The sequence below is a fragment of the Phycicoccus ginsengisoli genome (assembly GCF_054779295.1).
The window spans coordinates 19,628-38,910 of record NZ_BAAGYN010000003.1 but is presented as its reverse complement, the minus strand read 5'-3'; the positions used below and the strand labels follow the sequence as shown (position 1 = coordinate 38,910).

The 19,283-nt window shown below is 72.5% G+C and carries 19 protein-coding genes; 7 read left to right on the top strand and 12 right to left on the bottom strand.

The features are described from left to right. Positions 1 to 184: 184 nt before the first annotated feature. Entirely contained in the window at positions 185 to 736 is a 552-nt protein-coding gene (locus ACYVDO_RS05350) for a (2Fe-2S)-binding protein (RefSeq protein ID WP_460933510.1), read from the top strand. Here ACYVDO_RS05350 and ligD (ACYVDO_RS05345) read toward each other — a convergent pair. Together ligD (ACYVDO_RS05345) and ligD (ACYVDO_RS05340) are read right to left on the bottom strand one after the other, a co-directional pair. Beyond that, complete coding sequence (ligD, locus tag ACYVDO_RS05345) at positions 733 to 1,608, bottom strand: non-homologous end-joining DNA ligase (RefSeq protein ID WP_460933508.1); 876 nt, start codon at positions 1,606 to 1,608, stop codon at positions 733 to 735. The two genes, ACYVDO_RS05350 and ligD (ACYVDO_RS05345), sit on opposite strands and share 4 nt — an antisense overlap. Next, positions 1,601 to 2,545: a non-homologous end-joining DNA ligase gene (gene ligD, locus ACYVDO_RS05340; protein WP_460933506.1), complete on the bottom strand. Its 945-nt coding sequence runs from the start codon at positions 2,543 to 2,545 to the stop codon at positions 1,601 to 1,603. The genes ligD (ACYVDO_RS05345) and ligD (ACYVDO_RS05340) overlap by 8 nt, the downstream gene beginning before the upstream one ends. A 129-nt stretch (positions 2,546 to 2,674) precedes the next feature. Here ligD (ACYVDO_RS05340) and ku point away from each other — a divergent pair, with 129 nt between their 5' ends. Together ku and ACYVDO_RS05330 are read left to right on the top strand one after the other, a co-directional pair. After that, positions 2,675 to 3,637, top strand: a complete 963-nt coding sequence (ku, locus tag ACYVDO_RS05335) for a non-homologous end joining protein Ku (RefSeq protein ID WP_460933504.1) — start codon at positions 2,675 to 2,677, stop codon at positions 3,635 to 3,637. A gap of 9 nt (positions 3,638 to 3,646) precedes the next feature. Continuing rightward, the gene (locus tag ACYVDO_RS05330; protein ID WP_460934265.1) at positions 3,647 to 4,012 is read left to right on the top strand and encodes a nuclear transport factor 2 family protein; all 366 of its coding nucleotides are present in this window, start codon (positions 3,647 to 3,649) and stop codon (positions 4,010 to 4,012) included. 21 nt (positions 4,013 to 4,033) lie between these two features. Here the strand turns inward: ACYVDO_RS05330 and ACYVDO_RS05325 are convergent, their stop codons facing one another. The 3 genes from ACYVDO_RS05325 to ACYVDO_RS05315 all read right to left on the bottom strand — a co-directional run bounded on the left by ACYVDO_RS05325 (position 4,034) and on the right by ACYVDO_RS05315 (position 6,556). Then, positions 4,034 to 4,789 carry an ABC transporter permease gene (locus ACYVDO_RS05325; RefSeq protein ID WP_460933501.1) on the bottom strand — a complete coding sequence of 252 codons (756 nt, stop codon included), beginning with the start codon at positions 4,787 to 4,789 and terminating at the stop codon, positions 4,034 to 4,036. 1 nt (position 4,790) lies between these two features. Beyond that, the gene (locus tag ACYVDO_RS05320) at positions 4,791 to 5,807 is read right to left on the bottom strand and encodes an ATP-binding cassette domain-containing protein (RefSeq protein ID WP_460933499.1); all 1,017 of its coding nucleotides are present in this window, start codon (positions 5,805 to 5,807) and stop codon (positions 4,791 to 4,793) included. A 104-nt stretch (positions 5,808 to 5,911) separates the two neighbouring features. Continuing rightward, positions 5,912 to 6,556: a PadR family transcriptional regulator gene (locus ACYVDO_RS05315; RefSeq protein ID WP_460933496.1), complete on the bottom strand. Its 645-nt coding sequence runs from the start codon at positions 6,554 to 6,556 to the stop codon at positions 5,912 to 5,914. Positions 6,557 to 6,591: 35 nt separating this feature from the next. Here ACYVDO_RS05315 and ACYVDO_RS05310 point away from each other — a divergent pair, with 35 nt between their 5' ends. Next, complete coding sequence (locus ACYVDO_RS05310) at positions 6,592 to 7,419, top strand: Fpg/Nei family DNA glycosylase (RefSeq protein ID WP_460933494.1); 828 nt, start codon at positions 6,592 to 6,594, stop codon at positions 7,417 to 7,419. A gap of 69 nt (positions 7,420 to 7,488) precedes the next feature. On the opposite strand, the gene ACYVDO_RS05305 is transcribed toward ACYVDO_RS05310, so the two are convergent. The 5 genes from ACYVDO_RS05305 to ACYVDO_RS05285 are packed head-to-tail and all read right to left on the bottom strand — an operon-like array spanning position 7,489 to position 12,445. Continuing rightward, on the bottom strand, positions 7,489 to 8,634 hold the full coding sequence (locus ACYVDO_RS05305; protein ID WP_460933492.1) for a VWA domain-containing protein: 1,146 nt from the start codon (positions 8,632 to 8,634) through the stop codon (positions 7,489 to 7,491). Between the two features lies 1 nt (position 8,635). Further along, positions 8,636 to 9,619, bottom strand: a complete 984-nt coding sequence (locus ACYVDO_RS05300) for a VWA domain-containing protein (RefSeq protein ID WP_460933490.1) — start codon at positions 9,617 to 9,619, stop codon at positions 8,636 to 8,638. Next, positions 9,616 to 10,512, bottom strand: a complete 897-nt coding sequence (locus tag ACYVDO_RS05295; RefSeq protein ID WP_460933488.1) for a DUF58 domain-containing protein — start codon at positions 10,510 to 10,512, stop codon at positions 9,616 to 9,618. The genes ACYVDO_RS05300 and ACYVDO_RS05295 overlap by 4 nt, the downstream gene beginning before the upstream one ends. Next, positions 10,491 to 11,525: an AAA family ATPase gene (locus ACYVDO_RS05290; RefSeq protein ID WP_460933486.1), complete on the bottom strand. Its 1,035-nt coding sequence runs from the start codon at positions 11,523 to 11,525 to the stop codon at positions 10,491 to 10,493. Before ACYVDO_RS05290 ends, ACYVDO_RS05295 begins: the two co-directional genes overlap by 22 nt. A 56-nt stretch (positions 11,526 to 11,581) precedes the next feature. Then, positions 11,582 to 12,445: a S1C family serine protease gene (locus ACYVDO_RS05285; protein ID WP_460933484.1), complete on the bottom strand. Its 864-nt coding sequence runs from the start codon at positions 12,443 to 12,445 to the stop codon at positions 11,582 to 11,584. 195 nt (positions 12,446 to 12,640) lie between these two features. On the opposite strand from ACYVDO_RS05285, the gene paaK reads away from it, so the two are divergent. Then, entirely contained in the window at positions 12,641 to 13,930 is a 1,290-nt protein-coding gene (gene paaK / locus ACYVDO_RS05280) for a phenylacetate--CoA ligase PaaK (RefSeq protein WP_460933482.1), read from the top strand. Between the two features lie 249 nt (positions 13,931 to 14,179). On the opposite strand, the gene ACYVDO_RS05275 is transcribed toward paaK, so the two are convergent. Both ACYVDO_RS05275 and ACYVDO_RS05270 read right to left on the bottom strand, forming a co-directional pair. Next, a complete protein-coding gene (locus ACYVDO_RS05275; protein WP_460933480.1) occupies positions 14,180 to 14,911 on the bottom strand; it encodes a class F sortase in 732 nt (243 codons plus the stop codon). Positions 14,912 to 14,951: 40 nt separating this feature from the next. Next, on the bottom strand, positions 14,952 to 15,788 hold the full coding sequence (locus ACYVDO_RS05270) for a DUF4397 domain-containing protein (RefSeq protein ID WP_460933478.1): 837 nt from the start codon (positions 15,786 to 15,788) through the stop codon (positions 14,952 to 14,954). Positions 15,789 to 15,977: 189 nt separating this feature from the next. Here ACYVDO_RS05270 and ACYVDO_RS05265 point away from each other — a divergent pair, with 189 nt between their 5' ends. After that, positions 15,978 to 16,490 (top strand): hypothetical protein, encoded by a 513-nt coding sequence (locus ACYVDO_RS05265; protein WP_460933476.1) that lies wholly within the window; start codon positions 15,978 to 15,980, stop codon positions 16,488 to 16,490. 237 nt (positions 16,491 to 16,727) lie between these two features. Further along, positions 16,728 to 19,250: an ATP-dependent Clp protease ATP-binding subunit gene (locus ACYVDO_RS05260; RefSeq protein ID WP_460933474.1), complete on the top strand. Its 2,523-nt coding sequence runs from the start codon at positions 16,728 to 16,730 to the stop codon at positions 19,248 to 19,250. The last annotated feature ends 33 nt before the right edge of the window (positions 19,251 to 19,283 follow it).

The window sequence follows — 19,283 nt, the reverse complement described above, 5'->3', positions numbered from 1 at the left end:
CGCCCGTTCCCTCGTCGACCGGCTCCGGCCGGTCCTGCCCTACCCGACCCTGTGCGCGGCGGGTCCGGACGACCCGGACCTGCCGTGGCGCTGGGCGGACGTCCTCGCCGGCCAGCGCGCCGGGGACGACCCGACCGCGCCGTGGCGCGCAGCGTTGTCGCAGGGCACGGCCCGGCAGCGGACCGTGCCGCCCCCACCGGCGATGCCCGCGGCGTTCGTGCTCCAGTGGCTGCTCGAGGTCGCGGCCGTCCCGGCCGCCTTCGCCGCCGTGCACACCGGGCACGTCGTCGACCCGCTCGGCGCGGGCCTGAGCTTCGCGCTCGAGCCGCACCAGCTCTACCCAGTCGCCGTCCAGCTGCGCGCCGCGACGGCGACTGCGGCGCCGCTCGAGCGCCGGGTCGAGGCCGCGCACACGGCATACCTCGGGCCGGCGACGGAGCTGGCGCTCACGTACCGGCCGGGGGTCCACCTCGGGCCGCACCAGCGGCTGGAGATGGTCCGCGACGTCTGGTCGATCGCCCTGTCCCGGGCCCGGGGCCTGCCCGCACCGGAGCGCGGCTCCTGCTGCTACCTCTACGTCCTGCCGGGGACGCACGAATGCACCGGGTGCCCCCGGCTGCGGCGTCGTACTCCCTCCCTCGCCACGGGCGCCACCGGCGCGGTGCCTCCCGTGGGACATCCGGCCGTGGGACACCCGGCCGTGGGGCAGCCACCAGACGTGACGCCGCCGGGCTAGTCCAGCAGGTCCTCCAGCAGGTCGCCGCCGGAGTCGAGCCGCTCGAGCACCTCCTCGAGGTCGAGCTGCTCGAACCGTCCGCCCTCGGCGCCCTGCTCGACCTCCTCCCAGGTGCGCGGCGCTGCGACGGTGGGGGAGTCCTTGCCGCGCAGTGAGTACGGGCAGATCGTCGTCTTGGCGGCGACGTTCTGCGACCAGTCGAGGAACACCTTCCCCGGCCGCAGCGACTTGGTCATCTTCCACACGATGAGGTCGGGGTGCTTCTTGGTGAGCTCCTGCGCGAGCTGCTGGGCGAGGTCCCGCGTCTGGTCCGACGACAGGTCGCCGGGCATCGTCGCGTAGAGCTGCATCCCCTTGCTGCCACTGGTGACGGGGTAGAGGTCCAGTCCCAGCTCGCCGAGCCGCTCGCGCACCATGAGCGCCACCTGCGCGCACTCCGCCAGCCCGGCGGGGGCGCCCGGGTCGAGGTCGACCACGAGCCGGTCGGGGTGGAGCCGGCGCCCGTCGTCGTCGACGCGCCACTGCGGCACGTGCAGCTCGATCGAGTTGAGGTTGACCAGGTAGGTGAGGTGCGACAGGTCCTGCACCATCGGGTAGGTCACGTCGTCGACCTGGACGCGCGGCAGCCACGACGGCGCCCCGGACGGGAGGTTCTTCTCGAAGAAGCTCTGGTCCGACGTCCCGTGCGGCCAGCGCACGCGGGTCACGGGGCGCCCGGCCAGGTGCGGCAGGATCACGTCCGCCACCTGGGCGTAGTAGTTGAGCACCTCGCCCTTGGTCGTCTCGGTGTGCGGGTAGAGCAGCTTGTCCAGGCTGGTCAGCTTGAGACGCCGCCCCGCCACCTCGACGCGGGTCACCTCCCCCTCAGGCACCGTCCACCTCCTGCAGGTCCGCCGGGGTGAGGTCGGTGCGCACCCCGAGGTATGCCGGCTGGCGCAGCCGGCCGTCCTTCGTCACCTCGAGCGCGCGCACCTCGACGACGAGCCGGGGCTCCACCCAGGTGGTGCCGGCCGAGTCCGGCCGCGGCACGGGGGTGGAGAACGGCGACCGGGCGATCGTCTCGGTGCCGATGTCCTCCGCGAGGAGGGTGGCGGCGCGCCCGGCGATCCCGCTGCCCACCTTGCCGGCGAAGGCCCAGCCGCCCGAGCCGTCCGGGACGCCGACCAGGATCGCGCCGAGCCGGCCGGAGTCGTTGGTCTTCTCGGGACGCCAGCCCCCGACGACGACCGACTGGGTCGTGCGGTGCGGTGACTTCACCCAGTCGGTGGACCGCCGCCCCGGGAGGTAGGTCGACGAGCGTCGCTTGCTCACGACGCCCTCGAGCCCCTGCTCGAGCGTGGCGGCGAAGAGCTCCTGCCCGTCGTCGTAGACCGGCGGCACCTGCCAGTGCCGGCCGTCGAGGTCGAGGCGCTCGAGCAGCTCGCGCCGGGCCGACAGCGGCTGGCCGGTGAGGTCCGACCCGTAGAGCCGCAGCAGGTCGAACACCATGAAGGTCACCGGTCGCACGGTGGCGAGTCGCTCGGCCTTGCGCCGGTCCTGCACGTGCATCCGCTCGGCGAGGGCGCCGAACGAGGGCCGCCCGCCGTCGAGGGCGACGACCTCCCCGTCGAGGAGCATGTCGTCGTAGAGGTCGGCGAGCCCGGCGAGCTCGGGGAAGCTGGCCGTGGCGTCGTTCCCCGCCCGCGAGGTCAGGGTCAGCCGTCCGTCGCGGACGTCGGCCAGCACTCGCATGCCGTCCCACTTGACCTCGTGCAGCCAGGCCGGCCCCGTGGGGACGGCGGTGGCCGGGGTGGCCAGCATCGGGCGCATGTCGGGCATTCTGTCAGCGCCGGCGCGCCGGCGACGGGTCCGCCGTGAGCGTGGCGGCAGCCGGCCGGGCGCGTGGCCTGCGGAAAAGGGACGTGGCGCCGCCGCGCGGCATACGCGAAGATCGAACCCATGCGAGCCATCTGGAAGGGTGCGGTGTCGTTCGGGCTGGTCAACGTGCCGATCCGGCTGTACTCCGCCACCGAGAACCACGACGTGCAGTTCCGCCAGGTGCACCGCGAGGACGGCGGCCGGATCAAGTACCAGCGGATCTGCTCGATCGACGGCGAGGTCGTGTCCTACGACGACATCGCCAAGGGGTACGAGACCGAGGACGGCGAGATGGTCGTCCTCACCGACGAGGACTTCAAGGACCTGCCGGCGACCAGCAGCAAGGAGATCTCGGTCGAGAAGTTCGTCCCGGCCGAGCAGATCGACCCCATGCTGTTCGACAAGTCGTACTACCTCGAGCCCGACAAGGCCTCGACCAAGCCGTACATCCTGCTGCGCGACGCGCTCGAGCGCGAGAACCGCATGGCGGTCGTCACCGTGTCGATCCGCACCCGCATGACGATGGCGGTGCTGCGCGTGCACGAGGGCGTCATCGTCATGCAGACGATGCTGTGGCCGGACGAGATCCGCAAGCCCGACTTCGCGACGCTCGACGACGACGCCAAGGCGACCAAGCAGGAGCTCGCGATGGCCGACCTGCTCATCGAGCAGCTCGCCGGCGACTACGAGCCGGACGAGTACGAGGACGACTACGCCGCGGCACTGCAGGCCCTGGTCAAGGCGAAGGTCGAGGGCGGCGAGGTGCAGTTCACGCCCGAGTCCAAGGACGAGTCCGGCGAGGTGGTCGACCTGCTCGCCGCGCTCAAGCGGTCGGTCGACAAGGCCAAGGCCTCCCGCGGCGAGGCGCCCGCCCCGCGGAAGTCGGCGGCCGGCAAGGCTCCCGCGACGAAGGCCTCCACCGGCCGGGCGGGCGCGACGAAGGCGCCGGCGAAGAAGGCGCCGGCGAAGAAGGCGGCCTCGAAGTCCGCCTCGAAGTCGGCGTCCGGGACAGCCGCCAAGAAGACGGCGAAGAAGGCCAGCTGAGTGAGCGCGATGCCCACCGCCGACGACCTGTCCGTCGTCGAGGACTGCGAACGCGCGCTGCTGACCGGCTCGGTGCGCGGTGACCGGCTCAGCGCCGGGCTGCTGCTGCACCCCGACTTCCGCGAGGTCGGTGCGTCCGGCACCGTCTGGGACCGCGACTCGGTCCTGGACCTGATGGAGGCCGAGGCGCACGAGGGGCGGGTCGACGTCCGCGCCGAGGAGCTGGTCCCCACCGCCCTGGCGCCGGACGTGGTCCTGCTGACCTACGACTCGGTCACGGCGCGGGGGCGGGCGCACCGCTCGTCGGTGTGGGTGCGCCGCGACGGACGCTGGCAGCTGCGGCACCACCAGGGCACGCCGGTCCCGGCCGGCTGACCGGGACCGGCGCCGGAGGCGTCAGGCGTTCTCCCGCCGGAAGGTCGCCGTGCCCCACCACATCGCGAGGACGAAGAGGACGAGCGCCCAGACCGTCCCCCAGAGCATCTTGTCGTTGCCGAAGTCGCCGACGAAGGAGGTGCGGACCGCGTCGGTGATCCACCGGACCGGCATGAAGTCGCTCGCCCGCTGCAGCCACTCCTTGCCGAGCGTCATCGGCAGCAGGATCCCCGACAGCAGCAGGACCGGCATCATCACGACGTTGATGACCGGCGCCATGACGTCCTCGCTCTTGGTCGTGAGGGCGAGGGCGTTCGAGGCGGCCGCGCAGGCGCCGCCCATGAGCAGGGTCAGCACGACGCCGAGCACCGCGCCGCCGAAGGAGGCGTCCATCCCCAGCACGTACCCGAGCCCGATGAGCACGACGGCCTGGACGAGCAGCTGGAGCAGGTCGCGCCACAGCCGTCCCATGAGCAGGGCGGTGCGGTTCGCGGGCGTCACCCGCTCCGCCTCGATGACGCCGTCGCGCCACTCGGAGATGAGGCCGAAGCCGGCGAAGAACGCGCCGAAGACCCCGAGCTGGACGAGCATGCCGGGCACGAAGAAGGTCCAGCTGTTGGCGTAGCCGAACTGCTTCGCCAGCGGCTCCAGGAGCGGCCCGAAGAGGAACAGGTAGAGCACCGGCTGCATCAGGCCGATGAGCACCCAAGCGGGGTTGCGCAGGTTCATCCGCAGCTGGCGGCGGAAGATGATGAAGGACTCACGCAGGAACTGCACGTCACTTCTCCTTCGAGGTCGTGCCGGCCGGGTTGGTGTCCTCGGCATCGCGCAGGGACCGGCCGGTGAGGGTGAGGAACACGTCGTCGAGGGTCGGGCGGATCACCTCGATCGACTCGAGGTCGACGTCGGCCTCGCGCAGGTCGGTGAGCAGACCGGGGACGGCCTTGCCCGCCCGCTGCACCCGGGCCCGCACGTGGTTGCCGTCGACCTCGACCGCGTCGGCTCCGTCACGGCCCTCCTCGGCGATGGCGTCGAGCCGCTTGGCCGCCTCGGTGACCAGGTCCGGGTCGACGACCTGGAGGTCGACCAGGTCGCCCGAGACCTGGGCCTTGAGGTTGTCGCTGGTGTCGGCGGCCACGATCGTCCCGTGGTCGATGATGATGATCCGGTCGCTGAGGGCGTCGGCCTCGTCGAGGTAGTGCGTGGTGAGGAAGACGGTCGCCCCCCGGCGGGTGCGCAGGTCGCGGATGTGGGTCCAGAGGTTGGCCCGGGCCTGCGGGTCCAGCCCGGTCGTGGGTTCGTCGAGGAAGACCAGGGTCGGTTCGTGGATCAGGCCCATGACGATGTCGAGCCGGCGGCGCTGGCCCCCGGACATGGTCTTGGGCTGCCGGGTCCACAGGCCCTCGAGGTCGAGCTGGGCGAACAGCTCCCTGCCCCGGCGCTCGGCGTCGGCGGACCGCATGCCGTAGAGCATCCCGTGGTCGACGACCTCGTCGCCCGCGCGGGCGAACGTGCCCGTGGAGCCGCTCTGCGAGACGTAGCCGATGTTGCGCCGGACCTTCTCGCTCTCGGTGACCACGTCGTACCCGGCCACCGTCGCCGTGCCCGCGGTCGGCTTGAGCAGCGTCGTGAGCATGCGCAGCGTCGTCGTCTTGCCCGCGCCGTTGGGGCCGAGGAAGCCGACCACCTCGCCCTCGGCCACGTCGAGGTCGACCCCGTCGACCGCCCGCACCTGTGTCTTCTTCTTTCCCTCGCGCGTCTGGAACGTCTGCACCAGACCTCGTGCGTGGATCATCCCCGCTCCTGTCCCCGGATAGTGTTCAAGCTTGAACAGTGTTCAACATTGAACACTCGGCGTCAAGCGGCCTACATCCCTAGGACCGGGCCGGGGCGTCGAACTCATCGCCTCCGGGCGAGCAGCTCCAGGTAGCGCCGGCGGTCGCCGGCCATCTGCCAGCCCGGGTCGTTCGCGGGGGCCTCCCAGTCGGCGGGCTCGCCCCGCAGGGACAGCTCGCCGGCACCGATCCGCCGGGTGAGGTCGACGAGCCACTCCCGCTCGGTCTGGGCCAGCCCCATCCACAGGTCCGCCATCGCCCGCACGTGCGGGGGCATCGCGCCGAGGTCGCGCTTCTGGTCCATCTGCTCGCGCACCTTGGCGTCGAGGTGTGCGAGCCGGGTGCGCAGGGCCTGCAGGACCCGGTCGCGGGGCATCAGCGGCATGAGGGCCAGGCCGGTGTGGAACGGCAGCGGCGAGAGGAGGTCCACCTCCTCGACGGCCTCGGTCCACAGGCGCTCGAACTCACCGCGCCCCGCCGGGGTGCTGGTGTAGACGGCGACCTCGCGGCTGCCGTCGACGAGGTCGTGGCGCTCGAGGTTGCCCTGCTTGGCCAAGGTGGCCAGCCCCGAGTAGATCGAGCCGGGGTTGACGTGGGCCCAGTCCTCGACCTGCCACGACAACAGCTCGCGCCGCAGCTGGTAGCCGTTGACCGGCTCGAACAGCATGACGGTGCCGAGGAGCAGCAGTCGGGTCTCGGTGGCCGCCATGCCGAGCAGTGTAGGTCTGCCCGAGAATGGGAGACATGCCCGAAGGCCACACGCTCCACGCCCTCGCGCGGGACCTCGACCGGGCCTTCGCGGGGACCCGCCCCGAGGCCACCAGCCCCCAGGGGCGATTCGCCGCCGGGGCGGCGCTGCTGAGCGGGCGCGAGCTCGTGCACGCCACGTCGTGGGGCAAGCACCTGTTCGTCGAGTTCGAGGGCGACGCGTGGCTGCACGTGCACCTGGGCCTCATCGGCAAGTTCTCGGTCGACGGGCACGAGTATGCCGGGGCCACGCCGGTCACCGGGCAGGTGCGGCTGCGGCTGCAGACCGACGGGCACGTCGCCGACCTGCGCGGCCCGAACCTCTGTGCCGTCATCACGCCCGAGCAGGTCGAGGCCGTCACGGCGCGGCTCGGACCGGATCCCCTGCGGCCCGAACCCGATCCCGAGGTCGCGTGGCGGCGGATCAGCCGCAGCGGCAAGACCGTCGCCGAGCTGCTCATGGACCAGTCGGTGCTCGCCGGCGTGGGCAACGTCTACCGGTGCGAGGTCCTGTTCCGCCAGCGGGTCGACCCGTTCCGTCCCGGCCGCGAGATCCGGCGCACGACCTGGGACGCCATCTGGCGCGACCTGGTCCAGCTGCTCCCGCTGGGCGTGGCCACCGGTCGCATCGTCACGGTCGAGGAGCAGGTGGAGCAGGTCCGGGCCGAGCTCGCCGGCGGGTCGGCCACGCCGCTGGCCGAGCGGACCTCCTACGTCTACCGGCGCCAGGGCGAGCCGTGCCGGGTCTGCGGCTCCCGGGTGCGCACCCAGGTCGTCGCGGGCCGGAACCTGTTCTGGTGCGGCCGCTGCCAGCGTCGCCGCTGACCCCGAGGCGTTCCACCGTCAGCGCCGTTCGAGCCTCACTGCCGTTCCAGCCTCACTGCGGTTCCAGGGTCACTGCGGGTGGACCGCCCACCGCCACGACAGGGCGAGGCCGAGGACGAGCACCAGCGCGGCCAGCGCCGCGAAGCCCACGCTGACGTCCACGGTGCGCTCCTGCCGGTCCACCTGGGCCGGCAGGTCCCTGAGCACGTCCTGCAGCTGGCCGGAGTCCTCCGCCTTGAAGTACCGGCCGCCGGTGGTGCGGGCGACGTTCTCGAGCGCGGGCTCGTCGACCACGAGGAAGTTGCGCCCCCCCGGGCCGATGGCCCCGCCGAAACCGCCGCCGAAGCCTCCGGGCGGACCGTCGAGCGCCCCGCCGCCGAGCTGCTGGCGGGTGCACACCATCTGGGTGGGCTGGGTCGTCCCGAAGCCGATCGGGAAGACGCGCACCCCGCGCTGGGCCGCCTGCTGGGCGGCCGCCGCAGGCGTGACGCCCCTGGTGTTGGCGCCGTCGGTGAGCAGCACCACGATCTCCGGCGCCGTCCGGACCCCGCTCGGAGGGGCGCCGGGCGCGGGGGCCCCGGGCGTCGGCGTACCCGGCACCGTCGGGGAGGGGGCCGGCTGGTTGGGGTCGGTCTGGGGCAGTGCCGCCGTGCTGTCGGACGGGGCGACCTCGGGGTTGATCTCGGCGATGGCGTCGATCGACTTCAGGATGGCCGACCCGATGGCGGTGCCCCGGCCCGTCGTCAGCCCGTCGACGGCGCGTCGCAGCTGGTCGTGGTCGGTCGTGGGCGCCACCGCCAGCTCGGAGAACCCGGAGAAGACGACGAGCCCGATGCGCAGGTCGCCGTCCTGCCGCTCGATGAACTGCCGCACCGCCTGCTGGGCGGCCGTGAGCCGGTTGGGCTGGACGTCGGTGGAGCACATCGAGCCCGAGACGTCGATCGCCAGGATGACCGCCGAGCTCGACACCGGCACCTGCGCCCGCACCTGCGGCCGGGAGCCGGCCACGGCCAGCAGAGCCAGCGCGGCCAGTACCAGGGCCACGGGGACGTGCCTGCGCCACCGGCGCTGCCGCGGCAGCGCCGCGCGCAGGAGGGAGACGCTGGAGAACCGGATCGCCTGGCGTCGGCGACGGCGCTGCTGCCAGACGTACGCCGCCGCCAGAGCCGGCACGGTGAGCAGGGCCAGCAGGGCGTAGGGGAGGCCGATGCGCACGTCAGACCACCCGCCCCGAGCGCAGGATCGACAGGGCGGCGCCGGCGAGCAGCAGCAGCGCGGCGCCGGCCGCGAACCACGACGTCACCTCGCGCTTCTCGCTGCGCGTGGTCCACGCGAGGTCGATGGAGTCGTAGACCCTGGCGAGGGCGGCCGCGTCCGACGCCGACCGGTACGTGCCGTCCGTCCGCTGGGCGATCTGCTGCAGGGTGGCCTCGTCGAGGGCGGTCGAGATCGAGAAGCCGTCCACCTTGAGCACCGTCCCCCTCGGGCTGCCGAGCCCGACGGGGTAGATGCGGACCCCGGCCGTGGAGGCGAGGTCGGCCGCCGCCAGCGGGTCGGGGGGCGTGGTGTTCTCGCCGTCGGAGAGCAGCACCATGGCGGCCGAGCGGTAGTAGCCGATGTCCACCCCGTCGAGGGCGCCGTCCTCCTTGGAGGGCAGCGTGAGCGGCTTGCCGGCGATGGCCCCCAGGCCCGCGACGATGCCCTGCCCGAGGGAGGTCCCGCCCTGCGGGCTGAGCCGGTCGATGGCGGCCAGCACCTGCGTCCGGTCGTCGGTGGGCTGCTGGGCCACCACCGCGCTGTCGCCGAACGCCACGACCCCGAGGCGGACGGCCGAGGGCTGCCTGCGCACGAACGTCCTCGCCGCGGCCTTGGCGGCATCGAGGCGCGTGGGGGTCACGTCCGTGGCTCCCATGCTGGTCGAGACGTCGAAGGCGAGGACGACCGTCCCCTCCCGGTGCGGCTCGGCGACGGTGGCGGCGGGCCGCGCCAGCGAGACCAGCAGGAGCGTCAGGGCGCCCAGCAGCAGCACGGCGGGCAGGTGCCGGCCGCGGTCGACCCCTGCGTGGTCGGGCACCACGAAGCCCTGCGCCGCGAGCCGCTCGCGGCCCGCCGCCCGGCGGCGCTGCTGGGCGCGGTAGGCGACGACGAGCACCGGCACCGCCAGGAGGGCCAGCAGGGCGAGGGGCCACTCGAAGGTCATCCGCGCCTCCTGCGGCGCAGCTCGGAGATCCGGGCGAGGGAGCGCACGAGGTCGTCGTCGGTGCCAACCCGGTGCAGGTCGGTGCCGGCCCTACGGGCCGCCGCGACCAGCTTCTCCTGCCGCTCCCGGGCAGTCGTCGCCATCCGTTCGCGGAAGACGGGGTCGCTCGTGTCGACGAAGATCTGCTCCCCGGTCTCGGCGTCCTCGACGTAGACCATCCCCACCGAGGGCAGGTCGGTCTCGCGCGGGTCGGCCACCTGCAGGGCCACCACGTCATGGCGACGGGTGAGCAGCGACAACGGCCGCTCCCATCCGGGCTGGCTGATGAAGTCGGAGACGACCACGACGAGGGAGCGGCGGCGGGCGACGCCCAGACCCGCGTGGAGCAGCACCCCGAGGTCGGTGGTGGCCCTGTCCGCCGGCTCATGAGGGGGTTCGAGCAGGGCTCGCGAGATGCGCAGCACCTGGTTGCGCCCCGAGCCGGGAGGGATCGTGCGCACGCCCGAGTCCAGCAGCAGTGCGCCGATCCGGTTGCCGCTCCGGGCGAGCAGGTAGGCCAGCGTGATCGCCACCTCCGTCGTCACCAGCGACTTCTGCCGGTCCACCGGCCCGAACGCCATCGAGGCGGACCGGTCGAGCAGCAGCCAGGCCGTGACCTCGCGGTCCTCGACGTACTCCCGGACGTAGGGCGTGTCCATCCGCGCCGTGACGTTCCAGTCGATGTGCCGCAGGTCGTCGCCCGCCTCGTACTCGCGCAGGTCGGTGAAGTCCAGGCCGCTGCCGCGGAACAGCGTGCGGAGGTCGCCCTGCAGCCGGCCGTCGAGCCGGCGCACGACGCGCCACTGCAGCCGGCGCAGGAGGCTCTCGGGGCTCAGCGTGGCTGCGGCGTCCACGGTGCCTCGCTGGAGTGGTGGCGGCGGTCGCGCAGCGGGACGTCCGGCATACCGACCGCGTCGAGGACCGGCCCGAGCAGGTCGTCCGCGGAGATGCCCTCCGCGAGCGCCTCGTACGACAGGACCAGCCGGTGCCGCATCACGTCGCGGGCGAGGTCGCGCACGTCCTGGGGACGGGCGAAGTCGCGGCCGCGCAGGAACGACAGCGCCTTGGCCGCGAGGACCAGGTTGATCGAGGCGCGCGGGCTGGCGCCGAAGGAGATGTAGCGCGCGAGCTCACCGAGCCCGACGTCGCCGGGGGAGCGGGTCGCCGTCGCGAGCCGCACGGCGTACTCCACCACGGCGGGGTCGACGTAGACCCGGTCGGTGCGCTGCTGGTACTCCAGCAGCTGCTCCGTCGTGAGCACCTGCTGGGCCTTCTCGAAGGTCGTGGTCATCCGCTGGACGACGACGAACTCCTCTGCGGCAGAGGGGTACCCGATGAGCACCTTGAGCATGAACCGGTCGACCTGCGCCTCCGGCAGCGCGTAGGTCCCCTCGGACTCGATCGGGTTCTGGGTCGCCATGACGAGGAACGGGTCGGGTGCCCCGAAGGTCTGCCGGCCGATGGTGACCTGGCGCTCCTGCATGACCTCGAGCAGGGCGCTCTGCACCTTGGCGGGGGCCCGGTTGATCTCGTCGGCCAGGACGAGGTTGGCGAAGACCGGCCCCAGCGAGACCTGGAAGTCGCCCTCCTTCTGGTTCCAGATCCGGGTACCGACCACGTCGGCCGGCACGAGGTCGGGCGTGAACTGGATCCGCTGGAACTGCCCGCCCATCGCCTGGGCCAGCGTCTTGATCGCCATCGTCTTCGCCAGGCCCGGCACGCCCTCCACGAGCAGGTGGCCGCGGGCGAGGAGGGCGACGAGCATGCGCTCGAGCAGCTGGTCCTGCCCCACGATGGTCTTCTTCACCTCGTAGAGCGCCTGCTCGAGCGGGTGCTGGCCGCCGGCCTCGGGTCGGTGCGGGTCCATGCCGTGCTCCTCGGGGGTCGTGGGGTGGTCGCCGTCGTGCGGACGGGGCGGTGCGGTCACTGGGGCGGGGCTCCGGCGGCGCCGCCCGCGGTGGCGATGGGCACGGCGAAGCCGATGCCGACGAAGAAGCCCTGTCGCGAGGGGTTGGCCAGGCCGGTGACGACGCCGACCACCTGCCCGTCCCGGTCGAGCAGCGGGCCGCCGGAGTTCCCCGGGTTCACGGCGGCGTCGAACTGGATGAGGTCCTTGAGGGTCCGGCCCTTGTCGACCTCCACGGTGCGGCCGGTCGCAGAGACGACCCCTGCCGACAGGGAGTGCGTGAGGCCCAGCGGGTTGCCCAGCGCGAACACCGCGTCCCCCACCTCCACCCCGCCACCGAGGACGGCGGGGACGAGCACCTGCGGCAGCCCGCTCGGCGTGAGGACGGCGATGTCCGCGGACGCGTCCTGCTTCGCGACGGTCGCGGGCGACGTGGTGCCGTCGGCGAAGGTGACCTGCACGCCGGTGGCCCCGGCGACGACGTGCAGCGCGGTCAGCACCGAGCCGTCCTGCGCGATGACCGTGCCTGCGCCGGTGGACGTGCCGTCCGGCAGCCTGCCCTCGACCGTGACGAGCGAGGGCCGCGCGGTGTCGTATGCCGTGGCCGCGTCGGGTGGTGCCTGGCGCGCCTTCTGCTGGGCGTCGGCGACGCCCTTGCGCACCGCGCTGTCGACGTCCGCCCTCGTGAGCGCAGGGGTGTCGGGCCCGCGGGTGATGGCCCAGGTCCCCAGCGCCAGCAGCCCTACGAGGAGGACGAGGGTGGCGAGGAGGGCCCGGCCGCGCGGACGGGGCAGCCGGTCGTGCCACGGGCGGCGTGGCGAGGGGTCGACCGTCTCCCCCCTGGGCTCGCGGTCGACCGAAGGGAGCCCCAGCCGGTCCACCCTTGCGAGCGTACGTCCGAACGTCGCGGCGCGACACGGGTGCAGCGGTTTCACCGGAAGTTCCCAGGTGGGGAGCCGCCCGGAGCGGGACCCTCGCGGGGCGCGGACGGGGCGCGGACGGGGCGCGGGCGGGGCGCGGGCGGGGCGCACCGCCCGGGGCACACGGCATACCGGCGCGGACCGGCCGGTGCGAGGATGACGGGCATGGACAGCGTCGTCTCCACCGTCGAAGAGCTCCGTGCCCTGCAGCTCGAGCGGCTCCGCTGGAGCCTGGGCCACGCCTACGAGAACGTCCCGCACTACCGCAAGGCCTTCGACGACACGGGCGTGCACCCCGACGACCTGCGGGAGCTGTCGGACCTGGCGCGGTTCCCGTTCACGGCCAAGGCGGACCTGCGCGACAACTACCCGTTCGGGATGTTCGCGGTCCCGCGCGAGCAGGTGGTGCGCATCCACGCCTCGAGCGGGACGACGGGCCGGCCCACGGTCGTCGGCTACACCCGGGACGACATCGACACCTGGGCGGACGTCATGGCGCGCTCGATCGAGTCGGCGGGCGGGCGGCCGGGTGACGTCCTGCACGTCGTCTACGGCTACGGCCTGTTCACCGGCGGGCTCGGCGCGCACTACGGGGCCGAGCGGCTCGGCTGCACGGTGGTGCCGGTCAGCGGCGGGATGACCGAGCGGCAGGTCCAGCTGATCGTCGACTTCCGCCCGCGGGTGATCATGGTGACGCCGTCGTACTTCCTGGCGATCCTCGACGAGATGGAGGCGCAGGGGGTCGACCCGAAGGACACCTCGCTCGAGATCGGCATCTTCGGCGCCGAACCGTGGACCGAGGCGATGCGCGAGGAGGTGCAGCGCCGCTCCAACATCCGCGCCGTCGACATCTACGGGCTGTCCGAGGTCATGGGCCCCGGCGTCTCGCAGGAGTCCGGCGAGACCCAGGACGGCCTGCACGTCTGGGAGGACCACTTCTACCCGGAGGTGGTCGACCCGATCACCGGCGACGTGCTCCCGGACGGCGAGGAGGGCGAGCTGGTCTTCACGTCGCTCACCAAGCAGGCCATGCCCGTGGTCCGCTACCGCACCCGCGACCTCACGACGCTCATGCCGGGGACCGCGCACCCGCAGTTCCGCCGGATGGCCAAGATCACCGGGCGCACCGACGACATGATGATCGTCCGCGGGGTCAACGTGTTCCCCTCGCAGGTCGAGGAGCAGATCCTGACGGTCGAGGGCCTCACGCCGCACTACCTGTGCGTGCTCACCCGGCCGGGGCGGATGGACGAGCTGACCGTCCAGGTCGAGGCCGCGTCCGCGTCGTCGAGCGCGGACGGGCGGGCCGGTATGGCGCGCGAGCTCGCCAGCCGCATCAAGCACCGGATCGGCGTGACCGTGCGGGTCGAGGTGCTCGACCCGCACGGCCTCGAGCGGTCGCTCGGCAAGGCCAGGCGGATCAGCGACCAGCGCCACCTGCGCTGAGCCTGGCGCCCCTGCCCCCCAGGTCGAGCGCGCGGTCGTCCCCTCGGCGCCCCGCCCGCCTTCCCCCTGTGCGAAACGGTTCCGCACGGGTCCGATTCCCGGCGCACGGCGCCTCCTCGGGCGGAAGCGGTTCCGCGCGGGCCCGATTGCGGTGCGCGCCCGAGGGCTGGAGGCGAAACGGTTCCGAGCGAGCCCCGTTCGGCATGTCACCGTCACGGGCAGGAGGGAAGCCGCCGGTCGTTCCCTTCGTCAGGCCGGGACGGCGAAGACGACGACGTTGCGCTCGTAGTGGCCCGTGCTGCGGTCGAACTGGCCGCCGCACGTGATGAGCAGCAGCCGGGCGGGCACGTCCTGGCGGAAGAGCTCGCGGACGGGGAGGGTCGCCTTCGGGTAGGAGCGGCGGGCCACGACCCGGTAGGCCTGGCTGGCGCCGCCGGGCCCGCTGACCGTGACCCGCGCGCCGATGGGGGTGCGGCTGAGGTCGACGAGGCTGCCGAGGCCCTTGCTCGCGGAGTCGACGTGACCTGCGAGCAGCGTGGTGCCGTAGGGGGACCCCGGTGCGGCGCCGCCGGACCACCAGCCGACCTGGCGCGGGTCGTCGGGGATGCCGAGTGCCCCCCGACCGTCGACCGCCGTCGGCACCACCGGCGCGACCACGCCGATGGCGGGAACGCGCAGGGTCGTGGGCTCGAACGAGCGGTCGGGCGCGATGGTCAGGCCGTTCGAGGGGGCGGTCGGTGCTGGCGTGGGGTCACCCACGGGGGTGCTGGGCCCGGGCGCCGAGGTCTCGGTGGTGGACGAGGGGGTCGAGGACGACGGGGTCGAGGACGAGGTCCGCGCGGCGACGGGGAGGGACCCGGCGTCCGGCAGGGGCCGGTCGGACAGCTTGACGGCGACCCCGACCGCGGTGGCCGCGAGCACCAGGACGCCGGCCACGACGGGGAGGATGCCCCGCCCTGACCGGCGCCCGGTGTCGCTCACGGTGCTGTCTGCGCTGTCCGTGCTGTCTGGGCTCGCTGCGTCAGCGCCGGACGGTCGCGGTCGCCCGATGGCGCGAGCCGCCGACCACGAGGGCGGCGCCCGCGAGGCCGGAGAGGACCAGCAGCGCGGTCGCCGGCCCACGGTCGCCCGCCTGGCCGCCGGTGCCCGCGTTGACCGAGCCGGGGGCGGAGCTGCCGCCGCTCGCGTAGCTCTGGGTCACGGCGGTGAGGCTGCCGTCCTGGAGGCTGCCGATGGCGTAGACCACGAGGGTCTTGCCTGCGGTCACCGGCAGGTCGACCGGGCCGATGACGGGCTTGGTGGTCCCGGCCGCTGCGACCGAGGCGGAGACCGTGCCGGCGGGCACCATGAGCATGGACTCGTTGGGGTTGGTCAGCTTCGTGATGATCGGCTTGCCGCCGGCGAGCACGTCGACCGCGGGGGCGGCGGCGGTGTGCCGCACGATGACCCGACCCATCCCGGCAGGGACGGCCGTCGTCGGGTTGACGAACGGCTTGAGGGCGGGCTTGCCGTCCGCGGTCAGGTAGGCCACCACCGTGGCGTTGGCGCCGGCCGGCAGGTTCGGGGCGAGGGTGAGGATCGGCTTCGAGCCGCTGGCCGCGCCGGCGGGGCGGACGGCGATCTGGTGCGAGCCGGCCGGCAGGCTGATGGGGTCGGTGACGGTCTTGAAGGTGAAGTCCGACAGGGCCTTCTTCCCGTCGACGTACACGTCGACGGGGGTCTTCGGGATGCCGTGGACCACCGTGACCGTGGCCGTGGAGGCGGCCTGGGCGGGCAGCGCGGCGAGGCCGGCGGTCCCGGCGGCGACGGCTCCGGCGGCCAGGACCGCGCGGAGGGTCGTGCTCCTGGTAGCGCTCATGACAGTTCCTTTCGACGAGGCAACCCCCGGCGGGTGCCTGGTGCCCGTCGTTCGCACCCCGGTGGAGAACGGATTGGAACTTCTTCACGGAGACGTCGTGATGAACAAGTTTGTCCCTCTGCGCCCCGTTCGCCGTGGGCGGACGCCGCACGCCTTCCCCGAATGGCGTTGCTGGGTAATCATGATTACATGACAACACGAACAACAGCCGAGGCCTGGCTCGCCGGCCGGCTGCCGCAGGAATGGTTCACCGGCCCCGTCGAGGTCGCCCGCGACCGCGACGAGCTCATCATCTGGGGCGACCTCGCCGCCCCGGAGCTGCCCGACGACACCGACGACGCCGACCGCGAGGTGGCGGCCCGGGGTCGGGCGAAGACCTTCCGCGAGGAGACCCGCGAGCGCCGCGTCGAGATCGCCCGCGAGCTCGAGCACCTCTCCGGCCGCAAGGTCAGCTGGGGGGTGCGGGTCGGCGGCCACGAGTCGCTCTTCACGCACCTCGCCGCGCCGGTGATGACGCGGCTGCGCCAGCCGGAGCGCCGGGTGCTCGACACCCTCGTCGAGGCCGGGGTCGCGCGCTCGCGGGCCGACGCGCTCGCCTGGTGCGTCAAGCTCGTCGGCGAGCGGTCGGACGCCTGGCTCGGCGAGCTCCGCACGGCGATGGAGCAGGTCGAGGAGGTCCGCAGGAAGGGGCCCGCCGCGTGACGCTGCCGACGGCAGGCGTGTCCGCCCACGGCGGAATGGAGCGGACCCGACTCAGCCCCGGGAACAGGCCGGAGAACCGCCGCGTTGCGCACGGTGAGCCACGTGGCCGGCCCGCAGTTCGGACGCGGGAGGACTGGTCCGTTCGTCCCGATCCCGTATCGGTCGCCGAATGGACCGCGCCACGGTCAGGCAGCACGGATAGCATCGAGATGATCTCGATAGGCAGGAGCAGAAGAGATGTTTGAACGGTTCACCGATCGGGCCCGGAGGGTGGTCGTGCTCGCGCAGGAAGAGGCGCGCATGCTCAACCACAACTACATCGGGACCGAGCACATCCTGCTCGGCCTCATCCACGAGGGTGAAGGCGTCGCCTCCAAGGCTCTCGAGAGCCTCGGCATCTCGCTGGAGTCGGTCCGCGAGCAGGTCCAGGAGATCATCGGCCAGGGCCAGCAGGCCCCGAGCGGCCACATCCCCTTCACGCCCCGTGCGAAGAAGGTCCTCGAGCTGAGCCTGCGCGAGGCTCTCCAGCTCGGCCACAACTACATCGGGACCGAGCACATCCTGCTCGGCCTCATCCGCGAGGGCGAGGGCGTCGCGGCCCAGGTCCTCGTCAAGCTGGGCGCGGACCTCAACCGGGTGCGCCAGCAGGTCATCCAGCTCATCTCCGGCTACCAGGGCAAGGAGGGTGGCGCGACCGCCGGTGTCGGCGCGGGCGTCCAGCAGGAGGGCACTCCTGCCGGCTCGCTGGTGCTCGACCAGTTCGGCCGCAACCTCACCATGGCCGCCCGCGAGGGCAAACTCGACCCGGTCATCGGGCGCGAGAAGGAGATCGAGCGGGTCATGCAGGTGCTGTCCCGCCGCACCAAGAACAACCCCGTCCTCATCGGCGAGCCCGGTGTGGGCAAGACGGCGGTCGTCGAGGGCCTGGCCCAGGACATCGTCAAGGGCGAGGTCCCGGAGACACTCAAGGACAAGCAGCTCTACACCCTCGACCTCGGCGCGCTCGTCGCCGGCAGCCGCTACCGCGGTGACTTCGAGGAGCGGCTGAAGAAGGTCCTCAAGGAGATCCGCACGCGCGGCGACATCATCCTGTTCATCGACGAGATCCACACCCTCGTGGGTGCGGGTGCCGCCGAGGGCGCGATCGACGCCGCCAGCATCCTCAAGCCGATGCTGGCCCGCGGCGAGCTGCAGACCATCGGCGCGACGACCCTGGACGAGTACCGCAAGCACATCGAGAAGGACTCGGCGCTCGAGCGCCGGTTCCAGCCGATCCAGGTGGCCGAGCCGACGCTGTCGCACGCCATCGAGATCCTCAAGGGCCTGCGCGACCGCTACGAGGCGCACCACCGCGTGTCCATCACGGACGCCGCGCTGGTCTCGGCGGCCAACCTCGCGGACCGGTACATCAACGACCGGTTCCTGCCGGACAAGGCGATCGACCTGATCGACGAGGCGGGCGCGCGGCTGCGCATCCGCCGGATGACGGCTCCGCCGGACCTGCGCGAGTTCGACGAGAAGATCGCCTCGGTGCGGCTCGAGAAGGAGTCGGCCATCGACGGGCAGGACTTCGAGAAGGCTGCGCGCCTGCGCGACGACGAGAAGAAGCTGCTCGCCCAGAAGGCCGAGCGCGAGTCGCAGTGGAAGTCCGGCGACATGGACGTCGTGGCCGAGGTCGACGAGGAGCTCATCGCCGAGGTCCTGGCTGCCTCCACGGGCATCCCGGTCTTCAAGCTCACCGAGGAGGAGTCCTCGCGGCTGCTCCACATGGAGGACGAGCTGCACAAGCGCATCGTCGGCATGGACGACGCCATCAGGGCGCTGTCCCAGGCGATCCGCCGCACCCGTGCCGGCCTGAAGGACCCGCGTCGTCCCGGTGGCTCGTTCATCTTCGCCGGCCCGACCGGTGTCGGTAAGACCGAGCTGGCCAAGACGCTCGCCGAGTTCCTCTTCGGTGACGAGGACAGCCTGATCCAGCTCGACATGAGCGAGTACTCCGAGAAGCACACCGTCTCGCGGCTGTTCGGCTCGCCTCCCGGCTACGTCGGGTACGAGGAGGGCGGCCAGCTCACCGAGAAGGTGCGGCGCAAGCCGTTCTCGGTGGTGCTGTTCGACGAGGTGGAGAAGGCCCACCCGGACATCTTCAACAGCCTGCTGCAGGTGCTCGAGGACGGCCGGCTCACCGACTCCCAGGGTCGGATGGTCGACTTCAAGAACACCGTGATCATCATGACCACGAACCTCGGCACCCGTGACATCGCCAAGGGCGTCTCGCTCGGCTTCTCCGCCGGGCCCGACTCCCGCAGCGACTACGAGCGGATGAAGAACAAGGTCCAGGACGAGCTCAAGCAGCACTTCCGCCCCGAGTTCCTCAACCGCGTCGACGACACGATCGTCTTCCCCCAGCTCACGCAGCAGGAGATCGTCGCCATCGTCGACCTCGAGATCGCCAAGCTCGACAAGCGGCTCAAGGACAAGGACATGGGGATCGAGCTCACCATCGACGCCAAGAGCCTCCTGGCGAAGAAGGGCTACGACCCGGTCCTCGGCGCCCGTCCGCTGCGGCGCACGATCCAGCGCGAGATCGAGGACGTGCTGTCCGAGAAGATCCTCTACGGCGAGCTCAAGGCCGGCGAGCTGGTCCTGGTCGCGACGGAGGGCGAGGGCAAGGCGGAGACGTTCACCTTCACCGGCACCCCGCACCCCGGCAGCCTCGACCTGCCGATCGTGCAGACCGTGGGCGACGCCAGCGAGAGCTGAGCCGGACGCACCAGCCGGTATGCCGCGTGGGCG